Genomic DNA, 21,782 nt, shown 5'->3' on the forward strand with positions numbered 1-21,782 from the left:
TCTTATGAGAGTAGTTGATATTCAAGAAATGAAAGAGATAGAAAGATTAGCTGTAGAAGAGTATGGCTTTACAGAATCTTTAATTATTGAAAATGTCGGTATCCGTGGAGCTGACTTCATTGAAAAAACAATCCTTGATAAGATTGATTATGCTGGAGAAGTTGTTGTTCTAGTGGGTAGTGGAAATAATGCAGCTGATGGACTAGCAATCGCTAGAAACCTCGTTAATAAAGGTCATAGAGCAAGAGCATTTATTCTATTTCCAGATGATGAAAAGTGTACTGAAGAGCAAGTTAAGCAAGTTAAACTTGCTCAAACTTACGGTGTGAGAATTAATGAAGTTAAAAACACCAACCAAATTCAAAGTTATTTTAATGAAACACAAGACAGCTATATCGTTATTGATGCAGTCTTAGGAACAGGTTTTAAATTACCTCTTTCACAATACTTATTTGAAATATTTAACTGTGTAAACGATTCTGATGCAATCACTGTTGCAGTTGATATTCCGTCGGGGATAACGGCCAATGTAGGAGCTAAAAGCTCTGTAGCATTAGAAGCAGACTTTACTTTAGCGATTGGACTTACTAAAACAGGTCACTATATCGATGAAGGAGCTAGGCATAGTGGTGAAGTTGTAACTCTCGACGTAGGATTACCTAGAGAACTACTGGCGGGTGGTGATAAAGCACTTTTAAATGCTGAAACACTTTTTGGAGTATTTGGTCCTAGAAATAAATTTGCTCATAAGAATACATTTGGCCACACTCTTGTCCTTGGAGGGTCTCCAGGTCTCACAGGAGCCTGTATTATGGCCTCTTCAGGAGCGCTTAAAGTTGGTTCAGGTCTTGTCACTGCGGCAACGTGGAAGAGTAGCTACCATGAGCTTACATCGAGAATGATGCCAGAAGTAATGACTGGACTAATTCCTACAAAATCAAATGAAGTAGAAGATATTATTAAACAACTTGATCGTTACGATTCTGTTGTTATTGGACCAGGGCTCGGTACAGACTCTGAATCCAGAAAGGCCGTTCTACAAATATTAAATCACTTTCCTGGTCCAGTAGTTGTAGATGCTGATGCAATAAAAGTATTGAGTTTAGAAGAAGACTCAAATCTTCTTCACTCTAGAAAGTACCCAACAATATTCACTCCTCACATGGGTGAGTTTGCGCAATTTACTGGTGCAAGTATTGATGAAGTTCTACAAAGACCTATTGATTATCTAAAAGAAGTTGTAGATAGAACTAATAGCTGTTTCATTATGAAAGGCCCATGTTCTTTTCTAGGCTTTCCTAACGGAGATGTGTACATCAACTATTACCCTAACGATGGAATGGCCACTGGTGGCTCTGGTGATGTTCTGGCAGGAATTCTTGGAGGTCTCTTGGCCCAAAGCCCTCTTGATAGAAAGCAATCCGGAATGTTTATGGATAAGAGTAGATTGTATCAAGCAGTTTGCTTAGGTGTTTCTGCACATACTATTGCAGGTAAGTATGCCGCCCAGAAAAATGGAGTAAGAGCAATGACTGCAGGTTCTATTGTTGAGAATCTAAGTGAAGCGTTTAAAGTATTAAGCGAAGAAGAAATATTTTAGAGATAATTATGCAACTAAAAGTTTGGGAAGATGTAAATGAAAGTGATTTGCCAAGTGTTGTTGAACAACTAAAGTCTTCAATAAATAAACCTTGCGCTATAATTCTATCTGGCCCTGTGGGTGCAGGAAAAACAACTTTAACTAAAGAGTTTATCACTGAAGATGATGGAGTCTGTTCTCCTACATATTCAATCATTAATGAATCCGGATCATATGCTCATGCTGACTTCTATCGACTAGAAAGTCCTGAAGAAGTTGTTCACTTAGAACTTTCCCTGTACCTAGAAGACAAAGATTACTTTTTAATCGAATGGGGAAGAGAATTTGTTAAAGAAATTCAAAGAAATATTGATCATGATTGGTCTCTTTATGAGCTAGATATTTCGATAAATCCAAAAAAATCAGAGAATGAAACGACTTCTAGTAGAAGACTCGTTCTGTCAGAGATTAAATAAATTTTCTACTTTCAACTACTTGAGATTTTGGACTGGGTAATTATTTCCGAGTATTTTCCTAAAGTTTTTCTATCATTTTCAAACAAGGAAATCTTAAGGAAAAAGTAAGTTCCCGAGAAAAAGAGTCTAACTCTTCAAATTTATTGGGCCAATCAGTAAAGAAAACTCAAGTATTTCTAAATTTCTGAAATTAAAGAAAAAAAGGCTATTTTTTAATGAGAAATCGTATTGACTTTAGAGGCCCTAACTTGTCATACTATTTTACGTAGAAAAGATTATTAATTTTAATCTTGAGCTACGGGGAAGCACTGGACGCGACCCAGACAGCACACACAAGTAACTTTTTATGAACTTGTACTTTGCAACTAAAACCGGCTTAAACGCTTTAATTGGATTTTTTATGGAGGAAGACCAATGAGACTCACTTCTAAAGGACGCTACGCTGTAAGAGCGATGCTAGACTTAACAACTCACTCAAACGGAAACCCTGTTCGTTTACAGGAAATTTCACAAAGACAGAACATTTCACTGCACTACTTAGAGCAACTTTTCAGAAAGCTTAGAAATGGGCAATCAGTAAAGTCTGTAAGAGGACCAGGTGGTGGTTACGTACTTGCTAGAAGCATGGACCAAATCACTATTAAGGATATTCTTGACTGTGTAGGTGAGAATATTAATCCTGCTAAGGATATCTTAGGAACTGAAGCAGAATCAGCTTCTACAGTTGAATTTCACCTGTCTAAGAACTACTTTCAAAATCTTGGTTTGATTATGAGAGAGTACTTGTCAACAACTTCACTTGGTGATCTAATGCGTAAAGCTAAAGACATTGAAATTGAAGCAAAGACGGAAGAAACAACTGCTCAGGTTGAAGTAGCACCAGCTGCTCAAGTTGAATCAACAATTGGTATGACTTCCGCAATTAGGAACCCAATTGGCGAGATTAATCAATAATAGATATTACTTTGATTATAATGCAACATCCCCGTTAGCGAGCTCTGTAAAACAGTGGCTCCCTAACGGGGATTTGTTATTTGCAAACCCTTCTTCTATCCATTCTTCTGGAAAGAAAACGAAAAAGTTCATTAATGAAACTCGAAATTATCTCTACGAGATTTTCTCACTAAATAAATCTGAATATAAACTATTCTTTCACTCTGGCGCTACTGAAGCGATCAATTCAATTCTTAAAGGATTTGCCCAAAAAGCTTATGCTAGTAACGAGCGAGTTCACCTTATTCATTCAACGGTTGATCACAGTTGTGTTTTCAACCTTAAAAATGAATTGGAGCTCTATGGTCATGGTGTTATTCAATTCAACGTTGACTCATCTGGAGACTACGAGCTTGAAGCACTCATTGATCAAATTAACTCTGTCTCAACTCAAAGTATTTTGAACTTTACGTGGGTCAATAATGAGACGGGAGTTGTATGGCCACTAGATGCTTTAAAAGAAATTAAAGAAAGAACTAATTGTTTCATTCATGTAGATGCAGTTCAATCTGTTGGAAAAATTTCTAATTGGACAGAGCTATCTTCCTATGCAGATGCATATACTTTCTCAGGTCATAAATTTGGTTCTTTGAAAGGTATAGGTTTTTCTTTTTTAAAAGAAGATCTTCCTTTTTGCTCTATGATTAGGGGAGGAGGACAACAAGATGGTCTACGTTCAGGTACAGAAAATACATATGGTATCTACTCTCTCAAATTAGCTTTAGAAGAAATTGTAGAAGCTAATTCTTTTGAGGAATTAACTTTGGCAAAGAGCTATATTGAAAATGAATTAACTTCTCTTTTAAATTCTAAAACGAGTGTTATAGGCTCTAAAGCAAAGAATAGAAATTCAAATACTCTATCTATTTTACTTCCAGGTTATAAAGCCGATATCTTAATTACAGCATTTGATTTAGCTAAAATGGATGTTAGCTCTGGTTCTGCTTGCTCATCAGGCGCAGTTCTTCCTAGTAGGGTTTTAATGGCAATGGGTGTGAGTGAAGAAGATGCTAAGAGCGCAATAAGATTTTCATTCGCACATGATATGACTCTTGAACAGGCCAAAGAGTATACACCTATTATTTCAAAAGTCCTAAAACGTTTTATAAAATAATTCATAATCCACCTCTATAAGGCTGGTTTCAGCTTTGGAATCTTGCTTTCGCCTTGCTAGAGAGGCGAATCATAAAAAAAAAATAAAAAAAGCTTTAAATAAAGGACTTAAGGGGTTGCCATTCAATATTTTTCGATTCAACATATACTTAACATATAAATTTGTACGGAGGCATTTATGAACAAGAAAGAACTATTAGAAGCAATTCTTAAGAACAAAGAACTAGAAGGAATGACTAAAAAAGACGCTGAGCTTTTCCTTAACACAACTATTGATACAATCAAGAAAACTGTTAAAAAAGGTGAAGACGTTTCTTTAATCGGTTTCGGATCTTTTTCTAAAGTAAAAAGAGCAGCTAGAATGGGTGTAAATCCTGCAACTGGTGAGAAGATTAAAATTAAAGCAAAAACTCTTCCAAAATTTAAGCCAGGTAAAGCTTGGAAAGATATGTTCTAATTTTGGTTTTACCAATTTAGAATATCGTAGAGGGCCATTTATTGGCCCTTTTTTTATTGTTCAATAAATTTTTCAATATTTGTTACACACGTATCAACATCTTTATAAAACTGTTTTGTTATCTCATTACGTGGCGTTGATAGTTCACTTTCTTTCGTTACTATAAAATAGCAAAGTCCCGGATACGACTCTTGAACTCCTGCGAGTCGTAGATAGCTTCCTTCTGTATTAAACTCTTTAACATTACTAAACTTAAAATTTGCCCTTAGAGCACACTTCGTTTCAGTTCCAGGAATATCTTTACACTTAAAAGAGTTGAACTCTATTTTGTAATTTCCCGTACACCATACTTTTTCACAAGCAAGATCCAGGTTCTTTAGAAGAGCGCTCTCTTGTTGAGGTGTTAAAGTGAATGCAAAGCTGCTATTGGCCAAAAGAATTAAAAGTAGAGTTGTTAGATGTTTCATATTATTCCTCGTTAACACATGTAATTAGTTTTTTTAGGTTTAGACCAGTTGAATTTTGAAGTGGACCAAAGTGGTTATAGGCATAACTTGCATAAAACCATGGTGTCACACATCTATTTTGCGACTCTTCGATTCCTGCTATTGTGTAATTATCTGGATGAGTTCTTTTTTTCTCATCTGTATTTACCTGAATTGCAAAAGTTTGAATGATCTTATTCACCCCACAAAATGCATTCATGCCTTGAAAGGAGCTGCCAAAGATTCTTATTAAATTATCTTGTTGTTCATTGGTGTTGATATTTGAGTCAGGATATATATCATTCCACTGGTATATACATGGATATATATTTCCTGATGAGTTGGGCGTAAATTGGTAGAGACCTATATTTAATCTACTTGCCAAATCTTGATACGGATCTTCATAGAATTTTACGCCAAGAGGTTTATTGTAGTCTCGTGGAGAGTACTCTTTGGATACATTATAGGAACTACTGGTATCTGCACTCGTTAGTGATTCCGTGTAGGCTAAACACCCCATAAATTTAGACCAAACCTTTACGAGCTCAACTTTTGCTTCTTTACTAGAATCAAAAATAGTTTTATTTCTCAATAGGTTTACTCTCTTTTCAAAAATATTTAACTCATCTATCACTTCTTGATCTGGAACTTTTGATTCTTTGATTGTTGCCGCAAGTGAAGTTGAAGTACTGTGACAAAGCTCTGCATGTGCGAGACCGGAGTAACTATGTTCTGAAAGAAGTCGAGGCACAGAGTAGTATGGTGCGAGAGTCTCTACTCTTGGTTTCATATTAAAGAGAAAGCTATCAATATAGAAAGTAACATATGAAGAGAAGATATCTTTTGGATCTAAAAGAGTAGACGGTTTGTCAGCATAGCTCTCTTCGCTCGAATCTCTTTTAATTGTAAATTCAGATTTATGATATTGTGGCTCCAACTCTTGAATAAGAAAGTTTAAAACAGATGTATCAAGCTCATTGTATTCTAATTCAACAGTATTAAAACCATCAACTGAATTACCTGGATCAATTACTGGTGGAGGCTCAATCGGTTTAGGAGGATCCACTGGTTCGGTAGGAATAATAGGATCAATTATTCCTTGTTCTGGTGGAGCTACGTCATCTGAGTTTGATGAGCACGAACATAGGATGAGCAGAGTTAGTGTTAATAGAGTTATCTTCATTCTAATTAGGTAGCAACTTTGGAATAAAATGTATCTATGATTGTAAAATTAACCATTTGAATATGCTTATTTCGCAAGTAGTAATTCTTAAGTGAACCTTAATTAAGTAGCTATTATCACGTTCATTTCGTAATATTTGTTGACTCTACGTTTGATTCTCTATAAAAAGGCCCTGCACACTAAATTCACACTCTTAAGGAGAGATAAATGAGACAATTATTCTTAGTATTAATCCTATTTTGCACGACTTCACTCGTTGAGGCCCGTAACGTAAACCCACGCCACAAATTAACAATAACAATGCACAACTTTGTTCTTCAGACTCAGGTTGGACAGGCCATACACAGTGAATTAATGCACTACTTTCCGAAGTTTGATTATCGCTATGGTTGTACAAGTGGAGATGTTGAAAACTCAAATTGTCCTTATAGAAAAGCATTTAAGGTTGGATCAAATTCAATAATTATCCATCCTGACTTTCATGCATCTTCAAATGAGTACCTTTCTTGGATTATGGTTCAGGCGATGGCAAAAATGGTTTATATAGAAAAATATGAACTGAAAAAATATTCAAGATTAAATGTTGTTGAAGTTGAGCAACTTGTATTTCTACAGGCGCAACAATATTGGGAAGAGCTTAGACCGCCAATGAGTAGAGATCTTGATTATTATAATACTTACTCTGACTATAGCAATATCGGTCAAATCGCACGCGCTTTAGATTTATCAGTTCTTGCTTTTTCAAGAGCATTTAATAGAAGTCCAAGTCATTTCTTCTTTTTTAATAAAGTGGCCGCAAGAGCAGCCAAGAAAGATGGAATTACTTCATCTGCTTCTGACATTATTTCAGGAAATTATTCAGATGAAGAAAAAGAAATTGCTAAGATGATCATTGTTGATCTTCATCACGATTTAGAAAGACTTGTTAAGTAGTTTTACATTGCTATAAAAATTGTATCGCCTTCGATACGTATTGAGTCTTCTTCTAAGAATAGCTTAAGTAACATTAAAGTCAGACTTTTCGCAGGAATTCCTGCGAAAGTTGCTTTCTTTATATCAAGCTTTATTAAATCTTCTGCGACGATATACTCAATTAGTCCTCTTACTTTTAAATTAAAGTGAAAGATGATCTTTATTTTTGCTCTAATTGAGACATTGCTATTTTCAATCTCTACTCGTAGATTCTTTATATCTTCTAAATCTATAAGTGCCTTATCATCTTTACTATGAGGGTTTACTCGCTGCTTTGTATTTTTGAACTCACTAAAGCCATCGAGGTAAATAAAAGATTTCTCAAAGCAGCCTTCTAATAGCTCAAGTTGATTAAATCTTTTGGAAATTCCATTATTACAATATGCTTTAAAGATATTCACCTGGGTCAATTGACCGTCAGATGTAAATACGGCCTTATCGCTATTTAGTTCAATACTGGCCGGGCTTATAGTGGTGCTAAAGTTTGCGGCCTTCATATTTAGTGACTCATTAATAAAGTGAACGACTTTTGAGTTCACTTCTCCATTTTTCATACAAACAATATCAATATCTGTGGAAGAGTCACCTTGTGGATCACAATGTCCTCTAAATTCATTTGCGCTTACACTGGTTTGATCAATTTTAATTTTTACATGTGGAATATCGAAGCTCATTTCTTCTTTTCCGAAATTGATTTGAGCATTTTCAATTTTTAAGTCATCTAGGGCAATAAGAGGGTTATCGTTTTCTAACTTAGTAGAGTACTTAAGAATTGAGGCCTTGGCCTTAAATATATTTTCATGGATTGTTACATTTGCATCAATGACTTCATTTTTGTTAGAGGCCTCAAATGCATTGCCATTATATTCTATATACAATTTAGTTGCTTTAAGTTCACCTTGGACCAGTTTATTTACTTTGGAGGTATGTACATTCAAGTCACTGATTTGGAAGATATCCCTTAATGCGTAGGAGTTAAAACAGATAATAAAACTAAGAATATAAAAAGAGTACTGCTTCATTGCAAAATCCATTTTGTAATAAGTAAGTTAGACAATAATTAGAACATTCTTCAGTGAGTATTTGAAGATAATTGTTCTTACTTTTGTCTGCCTTTGTGTGCAGTGACAATTTAATAGTCAGCTAGGCTTTTCTAACTTATTGAAAATAGGCTTAATGAGTGGCACCTAGCTTGCTCTATAGAGTGTGGGCGAGGTGCAAGTGAATAAATTTACATTAATAAGTTCAGTCATTCTTTTTTCTCATTCTCTTTCAGCTAAGAAGTTGGAAGATATAAGAATTAAAACAACCTATAAACGGTCTAAGAAGATTTGGGGTGTTTACACACTTAAAAATCAAAAATGGACTTTAGGTAAGAAGAAGCATGTTGAAGGGGCCAAAGATGATCATGTACTTCTTCGTAAAAAAGGTAAACTAGTTTTCATTGGCCCTGAGTTTAAAGAGGGACTAATTAGCTACGACGTTAAAGCAATACCATATTCAACCGTTGGTAAAAAGAAGTTCAAAATTCAACCAGAAAATTTTGAGAAACTGAAATTCAAAAAATCTCCACTTATGAATAAGAGTAAAACTTATCATACAACTGAGTTTCGTTGCTCTAGTAAGTGGAGTGAAATTGAATGTATTCAAGTTCTTTCCCCAATCGCTAAAATTGGATCATCTTTGAATAACTAACGATTTCGTAATAGATTTTCCATTTCAATTTTCTCATCCAGATTCGTTGGAGCTTTCTGCTCTAAAGATAAAAAACTCTCTATTTCATTATCCTGTGAATCATTTATTTTAGTGAGAAGAATTTTGAATAAATTTACTAGCTTTGCAATCATAAATACTCCAAGGTTATATGTAATGGAGTTTAAATTATTTAATGAAAAAGTAACGTTACGTTTTTGTTAGGTAGGTTAGAACTTTATTAAACACTTACTTATTTAAATCAAGAAGGGCCGAAAGAGTAGGATTCTTTTTTACAAACGTAAATTGCATCGGATTTTCTTTTTTCTTATTTTGTTTTTTTAACTGAGTTTTCTGTACGGATTTTTTTACTTCTTGTTGTGTTGGAATTTTAAAATTCTTTGTTGCGATTACATTTAGCGTAAGAATTAAAATTATGAGTGATTGTATTTTTAAAAAGTCTTTAAGCATATTTTTTTATAACACACTGTGTTGTTTTGTTCAATTAATATCTTTTGATATTGCCTATTAAATATTGATTTAGAATAAAGATCTAGTGGTCATAAATTGACTAGCTTGTTTATTCTCATTTTCTAAAAAAAAAAGCGTAAGTGTTTGAATTTAATAAACTTTTCAGTATTTCTTTTTTTTCTGTTAAATCTAGGTTCAAGGGTAGTACCTTATTTCGTAAATCTCTAATATATTACGAATTCAGAAGCAGAGCAGGGTCTCGCTCTGCCGTCTCGAAGATTATAATGAATGGCAAATTCGTTTAAGTGTATGTTTTCCGTCGAGAAAGTCTCCAGACTCTTGTCTAACTTCTAAAGAACCAGACTTTGAAAGACCGTTGTCTAGTTCATGTTTAGACTTCGGACAATGAGTAAGTTTTATTTTTTTATGACCGGAGTCTCTCTGATAATTAACCCATTTGTGAATTTTGTGAGTCTTCACATATTTATCATCAAAAGAAGCTGAGAACACAAGTGCTTCTATATGCGCTGGTATTTTTTTGAAGGACTTTCTTCCTTCGAGAATTAGGTTCATCCCAAAAGCAGGTTTTAGGAGTGGCTCTTTAGGTGAAATTGTACGATTAAAAAATTGTTCATCATCTGTTAAGGTTTCATTTGTTATAGTACAGTATTTATTTCCTGGACAAATTTTTACTCCAACGCCAGGAGCATAGAGAATTAAAGAGTCAATCTCTTTAATTAGATTTTTAGAGAAGTAGTCTTGAATAGCTCTTATTGCTAGAATCCCACCAGTAGACCATCCTGCAATCACTAGTTTCTTATCTCTGTTACTTCTATGTTCATTAAGTACCTTTTCGGCAATATTAGATAATCTTTTAAGTGTATAAAAATTCAAGTCATCCACTTTCGATGTAAATGTTCTTCCGTGGTCTGGATAGTCAAAACTTATTACGTTATAGCCTCTCTTTGTCCATTCACTAAATAGGCGTGGATGATTCTCTAGGTTGTCTCCAAGTCCATGTAGATAAAGGACATCACCAACATGTGTTTGGTCCGTTCTTATGATTTCATCATAGATTTGAGTTTTTTGAATCGCCTGTGCTGGAATGGCCATTGCTAAGAATACTAAGATTTTAATTATGTTTTTCATTCGAAAAACATAGCACATATATGTATTTAGAAATCAAATTAGTAAAAATTATATCCCTGCCTTTAAAATGACTATTGTTTAGACGTTAACGAGTATCTTTTACACTTTATTTCAAATAATCAGTAACTTATGGGCTGATCTATTGGCACTCATTTTGCCTATTATAATCCTATAGAAGTTTATATTTGTGCTTTTGTCATTGAATTATTTCTTTGTAAAAGTCCACTCAGTTTTAAGATTCTAGATATTAATTGATAAGTTAAATAACAATAAAAGAGGTTAACATGAAAAAAATTTTATTAATTACACTTGCCCTATTTAGCGTTCACTCATACTCGCTCGTTGAATCCTATAGTTTTGATAAGTTATCCAGATTTAAACAAAAAGAGATATGTAATAGTTATGCTCAGTCCTTTGGGCCTGTTATGGATATTGTTAATAATGATGATTCATTAAATGCAAATATTAGAATTACAGATTGCAGGATTACAGATCCAGGTCAATTTGTAAGTACTTACACAATAACAATTGAAAGTAGTGGGATTGATTGTGAGACAGATAATTATGTCGTAAAAAAGCTATCTAAAAAAATTCACAATCATGTTACGCAAACGATTTCAGGAGTAAAGTCTTTTAAAGAACTGGTTCAAGGTTCTAGAGATTATTATGAAGAATATTTAGCGGTTAAGAATTGCCAATAGTTTAAAATAGAACCTAGTGTTACTTTAGGGAATATGTAACACTAGATTTTCTACGTTTGCCAAATAACTAATATCTACTTGTATTCTCATTGAGTAGTATTTAGTGGTCACAAATTGACCGGTTCATTTTAGAACCAATCTGTTTCAAAACCAGAATGACCCCAACTTAACTGATTGATTTTATATATTATTGTTTTGGCACGTCACTTGCTTATAGGAAGGTAACTGGTTGGTACCACGGCCTTGATCAGCAAAACGTAATTGCATCATTCCCACCTTAGCCAACCTCTTTATAATGATCCGAATGGGTCTTATCAGAAACTACAAATATCCCATCTTACAATTGCACTTTTTAAACTGATCAAGGCCCTCTTCTACAGCTTTTAAGGAAATAGTTTTTCAATATTAGAAAAGCCATTCTTGGCCGCAATATCCTTTGGACTAAGACCTTTTGCATTTTTAGCATTTGGCGATGCTTGCGCGGATAAGAGAATTTTTACAATTTGATCAAAGCCTTCAGCGCTAGCGTAGTGAAGAGCAGTATTCCCATCGACATCTTTGTCGTTTACAGCGGCTCCGGCCTTTAAAAGTAGCTTTACGCTCATCTGGTGACCATTTCTAGAGGCCAGCATTAGATGAGAGAAACTCTTCTTATTCCATTTATGATTGGGATTTGCTCCTTTTGACAGAAGCCTAGAAACAATATGTTCACTCGAACCACTTAGGGCCATAGTAAGAGCATCTGCACCAAGTTTGTTAGTAGCATGAATGTCAGCACCCTGATCTATCAGATAGTTTACGATGTCCTCATTTTCGGTAGAAACGGCTTCCATAATAGGAGTTATTTGATCCTTGTCCGCTATATTCACTCCTGCTTTGAGTTCTTCAATAATATACTTGATCATCTCGATCTTGCCTTCAAAAGCGGCCCTCGTTAGAAGTGTTCTTCCATCTTCATCGGAGGGAGTATTCACATTTGTTGAGTCAATGCCATTTTCTTGAATTAATTCTTTAAAATCACTTAGACTACCAGAGCGAAGAACGAGGTCTGCTTTGTGAACAAAGGGGAGGTTGTCGTAACTCTCTTTATGGGCCTGTTCTTCAATAATCTCATCAATAGATTTCTCTACTTCAATGTCATGATCGTGTTGATGATCTGATTTTGAAGTTTCATTTTGATGATGGTGTTCATGAGTTTGATGAGTAGGGGGTTGAAAAAAGTAATTCTTCACCGTCAATACGACTAGCCATAGAGTAGAGACGATAAAGAATACTTTGAAAAATCTTAGGTGCATTTACCTAGTTTAGCGCATTACCTCGTAAGCAGGGAAGAAAAATTCTTTATTATAATCTACTTTTTCTCCTCCTCCTGAATTATCGATAATCTTTTGGACTATCTCATCTTGCGCCGCTTTGGCATGACCTTTCCAGCCTCTCATTTGATGAAAGACTCCAAAATACTTATCACCACTCTTCGTGCTGAGTTTACCAGCAAGTGCAGAGGTGTGAAAAAGCGTACCTGTTTTCGCCATAATGACGTTCTTTAATTTTGGAGAAAGAAATCTCTTTCTTATCGTTGATTTTGTTGCTCCCGAAGAATCAATATCACTTCCTGCAACAGCAACAACTTGCTGAAATGATTTTTGATACTCAGTCATGACTTGATTTAAGTCTTCAATTATCTTTACGACAATCGAACAAGTGGCATAGTTGTCATTTCTTTGTCCATTCTTATAGCTCGGTAGGCCGGACCCAGAAAAGATTTTAATACTCTTTGATCCCTTATCAAAGTTGGTTCTATCTATATCAATATTGGGATACCAATTTTCAACTTTTTCTCCAATAAATTTATCAAATTCCTTTTCACCACCTAGCTTATCGAAAACTTCGTCTGCAATATAGTTATTAGATTTGATATTCATTGCTTTTAAGTACTTCACAATCTTTGGTGAGAGATGAATACTTTGCTTTGCTGCAGGATCATTTTCAAATGGGTTCTTTTCGGAAAATGAAACCTCTTTAACAGATAAGTTTAAATCTTCTAAGCTCTCTCTAATTTCCAAAGCTTTGATTATCTCTTGAGGAGTTTCTTTTATAAAGTTAGCGTAGGCGAGCTTTAATTTATTCCAGTCAGGAGTGTGAAAGTAGTCTTTTAAATTAGCAGCTGTCCTGGATTTTGTAACAACCAGCGTGTCTCCGATATAACCTTCGGCATTGGTATAGACTCTGAGATTCTTATCGAATGTAATCTTATCTAATTCTGTAATCCCAAGATTGTTAAGTTGAGAAAGTAGAAAGAAGAGCTTTCTTTTACTATAAATAGGGTCTTTATCTCCAACAATGTGCAGATGTTTATCTTTTAGAAAGAACTGACTTTCATATTGATACTCAGGAGTGAGCTTTTCCATGGCCCAGTAAGTAGTGATGAGTTTCGAAATTGAAGCAAGCCTTACTTTCATATGTGGGTTTGAACCTTCGACCTCACCTGTCTCATTTGTATGACAAAAGGAGTGATATTGTGGAGACATATTGTAGTTATCTAAAATCTTCTCCCAATCAGTTTTGGCCTGAGAGTTTGCGGATAATAGTAGGCAAGTCAGTGGGGCAAGTGCCAGTAGTCTATTCATAGGTATTCCTCAATTAGTTTCTTTCCGAGCAGTGTTATCCCCCAAAAAGTAGAAAATAACAAGGTGCGTTATAATAAATACCTATAGCTTCTTAACTTACTGAAATTCCTCGTAAAAATAACAAGAAATTTGCCTCTAGCTGACAATTTCTGGCGCCTAGAAGTCTATTCTGTAAGTGAGTTAGACATAGGGGTCTAGCTGATCAAGGGAGTCTATATGACAAATTCTAGAATCCAATTCAATTCAAAGGAGCACTTAGAACTTAAAGAAAAGGAGTTAAAGGAAATAAGACTCTATATCGAAAGTGCTGCTGATGTTTGTACTAACGATCTGTGGGATCTAAGAATTGATAAAGACCTCTCGCCAATGGAGTTTTTTAAATTCATGGGAATGGGCAGTCCGATACTTAGAAAAATTCAAGCGATGGTTCAAGAGTCTTCATCGCTAGATCTATGTGATGCTAATATGCTCTTTAATGAGTTTCTTATGAGAATCTATCATGAGGTTTTCTTCTCACATAGAAATCAAATAATTAGAGAAAAACTCGAAAGTGGACTCTATGATAGGGCAAGGAACTAAGCGTTTCTAAGTAGGGGAAGAACTTCTCGGATGCCACTAATAACCATTTCAATTGAAATGGCCAAAAGTATAATACCCATGACTCTAGTCATGACATTAAGTCCGATCTTCCCCAACTTCTCTCCAATCCGTTTAGAAAATGAGAGAGTGAGCTTTACTATTAGCCCTAGTACTAAGATGCTAACAATTGCTCCGACCCAATGATAGGTCGTTGTAAAATCTCTAGCGTGAATAATAGAAGTTGAAATTGCTCCAGGACCTGAGATTAGCGGAATGGCCAGTGGTACAATTCCTAATTCTCGTAGGTCTTGAATGTGAGATATTTCGGCCTCATTTATTTTTGCTTCAGAAGACTGAGCATTTATCATACTAAATGCCATGGAGAATATCAGCACTCCTCCACCAATTGTAAAAGACGCAATACTAATTCCGAAGAAGAGTAAGATTTTATGTCCAGCTATTAGACTGACTAGAATAGTCGCCATTACGGCCAATGAACATGAATTTGCAATCTTAATTATTTGGCCCTCACTACTATTTCTCGTAATATTGATAAAAATCGGAATGATTCCAAGTGGATTCAAGATTGAAAGAAGTGTGATTGAAAACTTCATTATGTCTTCAAAGGCTTGATTGATCATGAGTTCGGCCATTTTATAGAGAACTATTTTCTCTTTTCTAATTATTAAATTCAATTTCTCAAAAGCTTATAGACCTATCCGAAGAGAACCTCAAGAGAGTTTTTTTAAGAAGGAAAAGGTATGAAAAAAGGGATCGTTTTACTCAGTCTTTTGGTTATTTCGCTAGAATCATATTCAATGGGAATTTTTAGGCCTAGAGAGCCTAAGCCTGATCCAGATCCACCAGTGCAAACGCCAACTGATCCACCACCGACTACGACTGATCCAACACCTGATCCGAACCCTGGGCCTGTTCCAATAGACTTCATTGAGGTTGCAAATATTATTGGTCCACAAGTCGATTCTCAGTATGGTTCATATAAGGCCCTTGATACATTACGAATTGATAGCATGGAAAATCAAATGGATTATTGTGAGGCAGCTCTAGATGATCAAGATAAATTCTCTCAACGAATTGCTTTCTTTGTAGAGATGCAGTTACTTGATTCAAAAGTTGATCTTGGTAATTTAGCTCCTTATTACGCAGTACCGAGAAATAATGATGACTTTATAGCGACAGGGCTTGCTCAAAGTCCACTTTGTATCTCAACAAGGTCTTCACTTACGAAAACACTTAAAAAATCTGATAGAGTTCCTTCTTCGTCTGTCATTGCAAAACTTAATGATTTTGAAAATGAAGTAAATGGTCTACGCCAAAGAATGAATGATGGAGAAGATGAGGCGCGAATGCTTTTAACGAAAAAGTGGACGAAGTTCTTTTCTTGTTTAGCTTATACAGAGAGTTTATCTTCAGCGGATTCTTCTAGCTCTAATAGGGTAGCAGCAAAGTATGCGCCGGCAAATTATAGAAAACCAGCAGGTGTTAAGTTCTATGAAGATCCTTACCAAGATGAGGCCTCAAAATTAAATATTGGAATGTTTCAATTTACTCCCAATGGAGGAGGTAATATTGGCGCTTGTATTGGAAGTTGGAATGAGTTCTACCCACAGTGTTCATTTTCAAAGAAGTCTTCTAGGTCTTCACTAATAGAGTACTTCGGATCAACTCTTCAGACTGTTAATGCCTTCTGTGGAGTTAATAAAGTCGTACAAACATTTTCCATTCAAACAAATAGTACAAAATCTACAGCTTACCACCCTGCAAATAGTGGAGTAGCGAAAGCTGATCGTTGTGTGACTCCTTGGATTTACTCTGGTTATGCCTATAACCATTTTGGTCCATTGATGAATTCGACGAAGAAGAATCTTTCGAGCTTAATAAGCTGTATTTCTAAGTAAGTAAAAATGAGTAAAATGGTGGGAATCCTCCATTTTGCTCGTTTTTTATTATCTAATACTAAATGTCAGAAATTGTATGGTGGCATATCACTAAATCACTAATAGACTAAATACATTATATTAAAGAACAAAAGGAATTGTTGTGTTAAAAAAATGCTTAGTCACTATGACTTTATTAGTTGGTTTCTCTTCTGTCGCCCAGGACCTACGCTTTCACCAAAATAGATTAATTGTAAAAGTAAATGAAGGGGCCTCGCTTCCACATTCAGAGCTGATTGAGTCAGCCAAGCACTTTTTTAAAAATACATATATTGTTAGAACTCAAAATCTCTCTCAATTAGAACGAGAGCTAAAGACTGATACAAGTATTGCTTCTGTTAATAGAGACTATTATGCAAATAGAGAAGCTCTACCTGCTGCTGTAGATACTGAGAAAGTTGCTCCAGGATTTAATAAAATGAGCACTTCATTTAACGATCCTGCCCTAAGAAAGCTGTGGGCCTTTAAATCTCCTCAAGAGGGGGGAATGGGAGTTCTTAATGCATATGAGAATTATGACCCATCTCATTCAAGTGAAGTTATCGTAGCGGTTGTCGACACAGGCGTAGACTATAATCATGAAGACCTAAAGGATGTTATGTGGACTAACCCTGGAGAGATTCCAGGTAATGGTATTGATGATGATCAAAATGGATATATTGACGATATTCATGGAATTAACACTCTAGTAAGAGATGCTGATGGAAATGCAACAATGGACATTAGTGATGGGCATAGCCACGGAACTCATGTTTCTGGAACAATTGCAGCCAAACAAAATAATGGAGTTGGTATTGCTGGTGTTGCTTCGAATGTAAAAATTATGGGAATAAGAACGGTTCCTAATTCAAGTGATGAAACTGATGTAGATGTAGCTGAAGCTTTTCTCTACGCTGCAAAAAATGGAGCACGTATTATTAATTGCTCTTTTGGTAAGTCTCACAATGAAGGTGGTATGTTAGTAAAAGATACAATCGATCATATTGGAAGTGAATATGGAGTGCTTGTTGTCGCTGCTGCTGGAAATAGCACTCAAAATATTGATACGAAGCTAACTTATCCAGCGAGCTTTGAAAGTGAAAGTTTATTAGTGGTAGCTTCAACATCTAAGTGGAAGAGGTTATCTATGTTTTCTAATTATGGAAAAAAGAATGTTGACGTTGCAGCTCCTGGTTCTGGTATTTATTCTACAACACCAGGGAATAGGTATTCTAATATGTCTGGAACTTCAATGGCCTCGCCAAATACTGCGGGAGTTGCAGCGGAGCTCTTATCAAGAAATCCGAATTTAAATGTCTACGAGCTTAAAGAGCTTTTAATGAGATCAGTATTCAAGTCCAGAAGTTATGCTTCTAAGACATCGACTGGTGGTCTTGTTGATCTTGGTAGAGCAGTAACAGAATAGTTTTTAAAAGTTGCGGGAGAGTCTCTCCCGCTTTATTCTTCGTATAAATCACCTAATAATTTATCCGCCTCTTTTTTCTTTTGAGTGACTTTCTTAGGTCTTTCAATTGATCTATAGCTAGCAGGTGTTCTCGTTCTCTTATATGAGTAAACTGTCTTATAAGGATTGTAGCTCTTCATCTTAGGAATGTACTTCTTATAGGTTTTCCTTGTAGAACTTTTATAACTTGGTGTCGAAGAAAGGGCCTTAGCGGAGAGTTTCATTTGAGTGGAGCTTAGTACTTCTCTTGTTTCTTTTAACTCTTTTGAGAGCTCCTTAATCGTTTTTGCGGATTGTGCACTTGCTGCTGCCATACTCTTTTTAAGCTCACTGATTTGTTTTTGTGATGCCTGTTCACTTTTAATAGATTTAATATTATTTTGAACTCTCTTTTCAATATTTTGAGACGAATTCGCATCTCTAATCTCTTTAGTAAGAGCATCAAGCTGACCTTGTAGAGAGCTAATCTTTATTCCCTTAAGAGTATTTCCTGAACTTAGAGCGGCGTTCTTTGAGCTTAGAGCACTATTATCTTTAGCTAGAGATTTATTCTCAGCATTTGTTTGTTTTAATTCTTTATTTTGATTAAATAGAAAGAAGGTAAGTACACAGCAGTATATACTTAGGAGTGCGATTATATAGTTCTTCTTATCCCTTTTTTTCTTCATGAATTGATTATATTTCAACTCTTTTGTAAATGGATTTTTTTACGTCTTTATCGCTATTTAGCTTTAGAACCTTAAAGAATGAGTGCCTACTATTATGGAATAGTGTCAGGGTGATTCGCTACTTGTCCCGCACCGTTTGTCATTGTAAAGTTAACTGGTCCAGAAGTCGTAACATTTGTAGTGCAGATGATTTGTGTCTCACTTATTGTTGTACAAGTATTTATCAAAGACTTATCGTCAGCAATAACCATATTTTCATGAAAATTTGTTCCATGAATAGTTATTGGAGCGGCCGAAGTATTCAAGGAAGTCACTGATGAAATAGTAGGAGCAGCAAAGACTTGATCTCCATACCATCTAAAAGGGTAAGTTGTATCATTAGTAGTAATCCACTTCATGGTGACAGGAGTGTCCCCATTAGAATTTGCATTAATATCTGTAGTCATATCAAAGACTATTCCATCAAAGTATTGATTAATGTTTAGAGCAAAGCCATCGGCCCTATCCAAAGTTGAAGAATCTATATTTATTTCAAATAACCTTGGCTTAAATAGAACTGAGCTACAGCTCCCCGGAGAACTCATAAGTGAGTAAGTCCCTGGATCCGAATAATAGAAGAGTGAATCACCATCATCCATAAAGAATTCGTTATCAATGGCCGTATAGGAATTGGTTGAATATGTGTGAGGCATAATTGCGTTTTTTCCACTGGAAAATAAGAAATTCTCTAGCTCTGCCACAGTGGAAGCACAACCTGATCCGTTAAGGCTAGACCACTTATCCAGTGTAATAATCGCCTTTTTGTGAAGCATATAGCTTAAGTGTGGCGATAGTCCTGGAATCAATCTATGATCTTGAGGTGCCATCGGCGCCATCTCTTCTGGAAGTGCATAAATCATTTTTTGAAAACTTAAGTCAGTCATTGTTGAAAGCATGGAAGGTTCATGCGAAGGTGCAGTTGGTGTAGATGCAGAAGATGAAAATGCTCCTGCAAGTGTGTACTTATTTTGCGTGGCAGTTGGATTTGCTGTCCAGTCTGAAGAAGAAGCTTGAATTACTCCTAATCCACTGAAGTTTTGAGAAGAAACTTCAGTCCATGCTCCACTATAAACCTTTCCAAAGTAGCGATCGGCACTATGAGTTCCGTCAGTTACATTATGTACATATCTAGCATGCCATAGTTCGTAATAACTTGTAGAATTGGAATTTTTAAATAGTGTCCAAGATCTATTCTTATATTGCTTACTGCTGTCATCTGTATGAACATAGTATTGCGTGAAATCAATTGTTGTCGCATTCGGATCGAATGTTTCATAGAAGAGCTCTGTTCTATAATCTTCACCACCATCAATATTTGATGAGCGATAGTATCCAGAGAACTCATTCGAAGAGCCTGGACAATTGAACTCATAGATCGCTTCAGGAACACCTTGAAATCTTAGAAGAACTCTCTTTTCAAAAGTATAATTTGCAGGAGATCCGTTATTGTTCATATAGATACTCATAGGAACCTGAGGCTGGGCGAATTCAATTGTAACTTGCTCAATATCTTTATGGATGAATGTAAATTGTCCATTGTTAGGAATTGATGAACAAGTAGGGTAGCCCGCAAGACTTATGAGCGCCCCAATATGACCAGCTAGTGCCTCAGCAATTTCTCCAATTTGTCCTGTCTCTCTTCTCTTTATAGGACTTGGATTTTTCCCATTACTGATTTGCTTATTTGCGCTTGTTGCAGCTAGGCCGGTATGAGAAAATACTGTTGCCGAAAAAAGGTCTGTGGCAACGAGATAACTGGCTAGCGATTCAGCTGATAATCTAGAGTTTATCTCAGTGACTAAATGGGCCGAATTTGTTCCTATTGGACCAGGGACTTGATCACAGTAAGTCAGAGTTAGATCCTGAGTCGTAGGGTTGTAAGTACTGGTCACTGAACAAGGACCAGCCCCTGAACGTGTATTAATAATATTGAAGTTATTATAACCATCTGTATTAGTGGTAGTTTTTATTTCATAGATATCATTTGATCCATCATTTGCTTTAAGAGCACCCTTTGTACCAACTTCCCACGGTGCAACGAGATTACTTGTTCCTGCAACATTCCAGTAAGCGTTGGTAACATTCTCATAGGGAGTGCCTGTATTGGTATTCTCTGTAGGGTCTGGGAAAACTCCTGCCGCCGAGATATTTGGAAGTTTTGGAATAATTCCTCCAGCAACTTCAGGATGTCCTAGTGGATTTGTACCAATACCAATATGATTATCTGCTATAAAAAGAGATGTCTGATTTGCTGAAGGTCCAACGAGGGCGATACTATCTGAGACAATCTTACCTGGCGGTGGGTTAGTCATCCCAAATAAATAAATAGATTCCTCTCTTTCAGGATTACAGTTAAGATCTTCATAAGCGACGATTGCAAATGGAAAGTTATTTCCTAGGGACTGAAGAGGAAGTTTTATATTGGTAATAAAGTCAGAAGAGGAGATATTTCCATTAACGATACATGCCGAATAAAGATTAGGAAGATCAATATCTCCGTTGGAATTTAGCCCTTTAAAGACAATACGATAACTTAGTCCTATACCTTGTTCTGTTGGAAGATCACTACAAGTTTCTGTATTATCAGAATTAGTGTCAACTTCAACTAAATTTCTACAACCTACTAAACGTAGAGTATTAAATTGATTACCATTCATATGGGTAGAGTCAGCAAAGCTAGGGTCTAAACAATTATTCTCATTTAAAGATAGATTAACAACTACTTCAGAGCCTGCAATACTTGCAGTTGTTTTACCACATCGATTTGTTCCCGTAAGAGGGGCCGAGCCTGATCCATCCCATGCAATGGCACCAAAGCTCCATTCTCCTGGTTTAAGATCGACTTCAACTTCTTGAGAGGGGTTTTGAACTCCTACTGCGAAGTGCTCTCCAGTAGAACTCTTTCCTACTATATACAAACCACCACCAATTGGGACAGTAGAGGAGATTGCAGAAGAGAATAACTTTAAAGAAGTGGTAACACCTTTTTTCTTAGCTGAACAAGAGTTAAGTAATGTAAGAATAAAAAGAATAATACCAAAGTTTTTCAAGCTGATTTCCCCAATTAGTTCTTTTCTTTTATCGGTCATTATAAGGATATACCTTAAATAGAATTCAAAGGAATTTCTCTCTAAGTATTTGAAAATATGAAATCTATTAAAAGAAAGCTGCCAATGAATTACTATCAATCTCTATA

22 protein-coding genes are annotated in these 21,782 nt (G+C 35.6%); 11 read left to right on the forward strand and 11 right to left on the reverse strand.

What is annotated here, in order from left to right; genetic code table 11:
• Positions 1–4: 4 nt before the first annotated feature.
• The 5 genes from DPQ89_RS13090 to DPQ89_RS13110 all read left to right on the forward strand — a co-directional run bounded on the left by DPQ89_RS13090 (position 5) and on the right by DPQ89_RS13110 (position 4,618).
• Positions 5–1,600, forward strand: a complete 1,596-nt coding sequence (locus tag DPQ89_RS13090) for an NAD(P)H-hydrate dehydratase (RefSeq protein ID WP_127717473.1) — start codon at positions 5–7, stop codon at positions 1,598–1,600.
• Positions 1,601–1,608: 8 nt separating this feature from the next.
• Positions 1,609–2,055 carry a tRNA (adenosine(37)-N6)-threonylcarbamoyltransferase complex ATPase subunit type 1 TsaE gene (locus DPQ89_RS13095; protein ID WP_127717474.1) on the forward strand — a complete coding sequence of 149 codons (447 nt, stop codon included), beginning with the start codon at positions 1,609–1,611 and terminating at the stop codon, positions 2,053–2,055.
• A 414-nt stretch (positions 2,056–2,469) separates the two neighbouring features.
• A complete protein-coding gene (locus DPQ89_RS13100) occupies positions 2,470–3,009 on the forward strand; it encodes an Rrf2 family transcriptional regulator (RefSeq protein WP_127717475.1) in 540 nt (179 codons plus the stop codon).
• On the forward strand, positions 2,990–4,162 hold the full coding sequence (locus DPQ89_RS13105; RefSeq protein WP_127717476.1) for a cysteine desulfurase family protein: 1,173 nt from the start codon (positions 2,990–2,992) through the stop codon (positions 4,160–4,162). Before DPQ89_RS13100 ends, DPQ89_RS13105 begins: the two co-directional genes overlap by 20 nt.
• A 177-nt stretch (positions 4,163–4,339) precedes the next feature.
• Positions 4,340–4,618, forward strand: a complete 279-nt coding sequence (locus tag DPQ89_RS13110) for an HU family DNA-binding protein (protein ID WP_127717477.1) — start codon at positions 4,340–4,342, stop codon at positions 4,616–4,618.
• A 53-nt stretch (positions 4,619–4,671) separates the two neighbouring features.
• Here the strand turns inward: DPQ89_RS13110 and DPQ89_RS13115 are convergent, their stop codons facing one another.
• Together DPQ89_RS13115 and DPQ89_RS13120 are read right to left on the reverse strand one after the other, a co-directional pair.
• Positions 4,672–5,085 carry a hypothetical protein gene (locus tag DPQ89_RS13115; RefSeq protein WP_127717478.1) on the reverse strand — a complete coding sequence of 138 codons (414 nt, stop codon included), beginning with the start codon at positions 5,083–5,085 and terminating at the stop codon, positions 4,672–4,674.
• 1 nt (position 5,086) lies between these two features.
• Complete coding sequence (locus tag DPQ89_RS13120) at positions 5,087–6,286, reverse strand: hypothetical protein (RefSeq protein WP_127717479.1); 1,200 nt, start codon at positions 6,284–6,286, stop codon at positions 5,087–5,089.
• 207 nt (positions 6,287–6,493) lie between these two features.
• Here DPQ89_RS13120 and DPQ89_RS13125 point away from each other — a divergent pair, with 207 nt between their 5' ends.
• The gene (locus DPQ89_RS13125; RefSeq protein WP_127717480.1) at positions 6,494–7,219 is read left to right on the forward strand and encodes a hypothetical protein; all 726 of its coding nucleotides are present in this window, start codon (positions 6,494–6,496) and stop codon (positions 7,217–7,219) included.
• Positions 7,220–7,221: 2 nt separating this feature from the next.
• Here the strand turns inward: DPQ89_RS13125 and DPQ89_RS13130 are convergent, their stop codons facing one another.
• Positions 7,222–8,280: a hypothetical protein gene (locus DPQ89_RS13130; RefSeq protein ID WP_127717481.1), complete on the reverse strand. Its 1,059-nt coding sequence runs from the start codon at positions 8,278–8,280 to the stop codon at positions 7,222–7,224.
• A 199-nt stretch (positions 8,281–8,479) separates the two neighbouring features.
• Here DPQ89_RS13130 and DPQ89_RS13135 point away from each other — a divergent pair, with 199 nt between their 5' ends.
• Positions 8,480–8,953 carry a hypothetical protein gene (locus tag DPQ89_RS13135; RefSeq protein WP_127717482.1) on the forward strand — a complete coding sequence of 158 codons (474 nt, stop codon included), beginning with the start codon at positions 8,480–8,482 and terminating at the stop codon, positions 8,951–8,953.
• Here the strand turns inward: DPQ89_RS13135 and DPQ89_RS18540 are convergent.
• From DPQ89_RS18540 to DPQ89_RS13145, 3 genes are all read right to left on the reverse strand, one after another.
• Positions 8,950–9,105, reverse strand: coding sequence for a hypothetical protein (locus DPQ89_RS18540; protein WP_164848397.1), 156 nt, complete (start codon positions 9,103–9,105; stop codon positions 8,950–8,952). The two genes, DPQ89_RS13135 and DPQ89_RS18540, sit on opposite strands and share 4 nt — an antisense overlap.
• Before the next feature lie 94 nt (positions 9,106–9,199).
• A complete protein-coding gene (locus DPQ89_RS13140; RefSeq protein ID WP_127717483.1) occupies positions 9,200–9,421 on the reverse strand; it encodes a hypothetical protein in 222 nt (73 codons plus the stop codon).
• Positions 9,422–9,700: 279 nt separating this feature from the next.
• Positions 9,701–10,570, reverse strand: coding sequence for an alpha/beta hydrolase (locus DPQ89_RS13145; protein WP_164848398.1), 870 nt, complete (start codon positions 10,568–10,570; stop codon positions 9,701–9,703).
• Between the two features lie 284 nt (positions 10,571–10,854).
• On the opposite strand from DPQ89_RS13145, the gene DPQ89_RS13150 reads away from it, so the two are divergent.
• Positions 10,855–11,271, forward strand: a complete 417-nt coding sequence (locus tag DPQ89_RS13150; RefSeq protein ID WP_127717485.1) for a hypothetical protein — start codon at positions 10,855–10,857, stop codon at positions 11,269–11,271.
• Positions 11,272–11,654: 383 nt separating this feature from the next.
• Here DPQ89_RS13150 and DPQ89_RS13155 read toward each other — a convergent pair whose 3' ends face one another.
• Positions 11,655–12,566, reverse strand: coding sequence for an ankyrin repeat domain-containing protein (locus DPQ89_RS13155; protein ID WP_127717486.1), 912 nt, complete (start codon positions 12,564–12,566; stop codon positions 11,655–11,657).
• 9 nt (positions 12,567–12,575) lie between these two features.
• Positions 12,576–13,898 carry a D-alanyl-D-alanine carboxypeptidase gene (locus DPQ89_RS13160; RefSeq protein WP_127717487.1) on the reverse strand — a complete coding sequence of 441 codons (1,323 nt, stop codon included), beginning with the start codon at positions 13,896–13,898 and terminating at the stop codon, positions 12,576–12,578.
• A 216-nt stretch (positions 13,899–14,114) separates the two neighbouring features.
• Here DPQ89_RS13160 and DPQ89_RS13165 point away from each other — a divergent pair, with 216 nt between their 5' ends.
• Complete coding sequence (locus DPQ89_RS13165) at positions 14,115–14,477, forward strand: hypothetical protein (protein WP_127717488.1); 363 nt, start codon at positions 14,115–14,117, stop codon at positions 14,475–14,477.
• Here DPQ89_RS13165 and DPQ89_RS13170 read toward each other — a convergent pair.
• On the reverse strand, positions 14,474–15,172 hold the full coding sequence (locus DPQ89_RS13170) for a MarC family protein (RefSeq protein ID WP_127717489.1): 699 nt from the start codon (positions 15,170–15,172) through the stop codon (positions 14,474–14,476). The two genes, DPQ89_RS13165 and DPQ89_RS13170, sit on opposite strands and share 4 nt — an antisense overlap.
• Before the next feature lie 66 nt (positions 15,173–15,238).
• Between DPQ89_RS13170 and DPQ89_RS13175 the strand changes: the two genes are divergently transcribed.
• Positions 15,239–16,396: a hypothetical protein gene (locus DPQ89_RS13175; RefSeq protein ID WP_127717490.1), complete on the forward strand. Its 1,158-nt coding sequence runs from the start codon at positions 15,239–15,241 to the stop codon at positions 16,394–16,396.
• Positions 16,397–16,538: 142 nt separating this feature from the next.
• Positions 16,539–17,840, forward strand: coding sequence for a S8 family peptidase (locus tag DPQ89_RS13180; protein WP_127717491.1), 1,302 nt, complete (start codon positions 16,539–16,541; stop codon positions 17,838–17,840).
• A gap of 32 nt (positions 17,841–17,872) precedes the next feature.
• On the opposite strand, the gene DPQ89_RS13185 is transcribed toward DPQ89_RS13180, so the two are convergent.
• On the reverse strand, positions 17,873–18,547 hold the full coding sequence (locus tag DPQ89_RS13185; protein WP_127717492.1) for a hypothetical protein: 675 nt from the start codon (positions 18,545–18,547) through the stop codon (positions 17,873–17,875).
• 92 nt (positions 18,548–18,639) lie between these two features.
• Entirely contained in the window at positions 18,640–21,675 is a 3,036-nt protein-coding gene (locus DPQ89_RS13190) for an IPT/TIG domain-containing protein (RefSeq protein WP_127717493.1), read from the reverse strand.
• Positions 21,676–21,782: the final 107 nt, after the last annotated feature.

Source organism: Halobacteriovorax sp. HLS (assembly GCF_004006665.1).
Lineage (GTDB): Bacteria > Bdellovibrionota > Bacteriovoracia > Bacteriovoracales > Bacteriovoracaceae > Halobacteriovorax.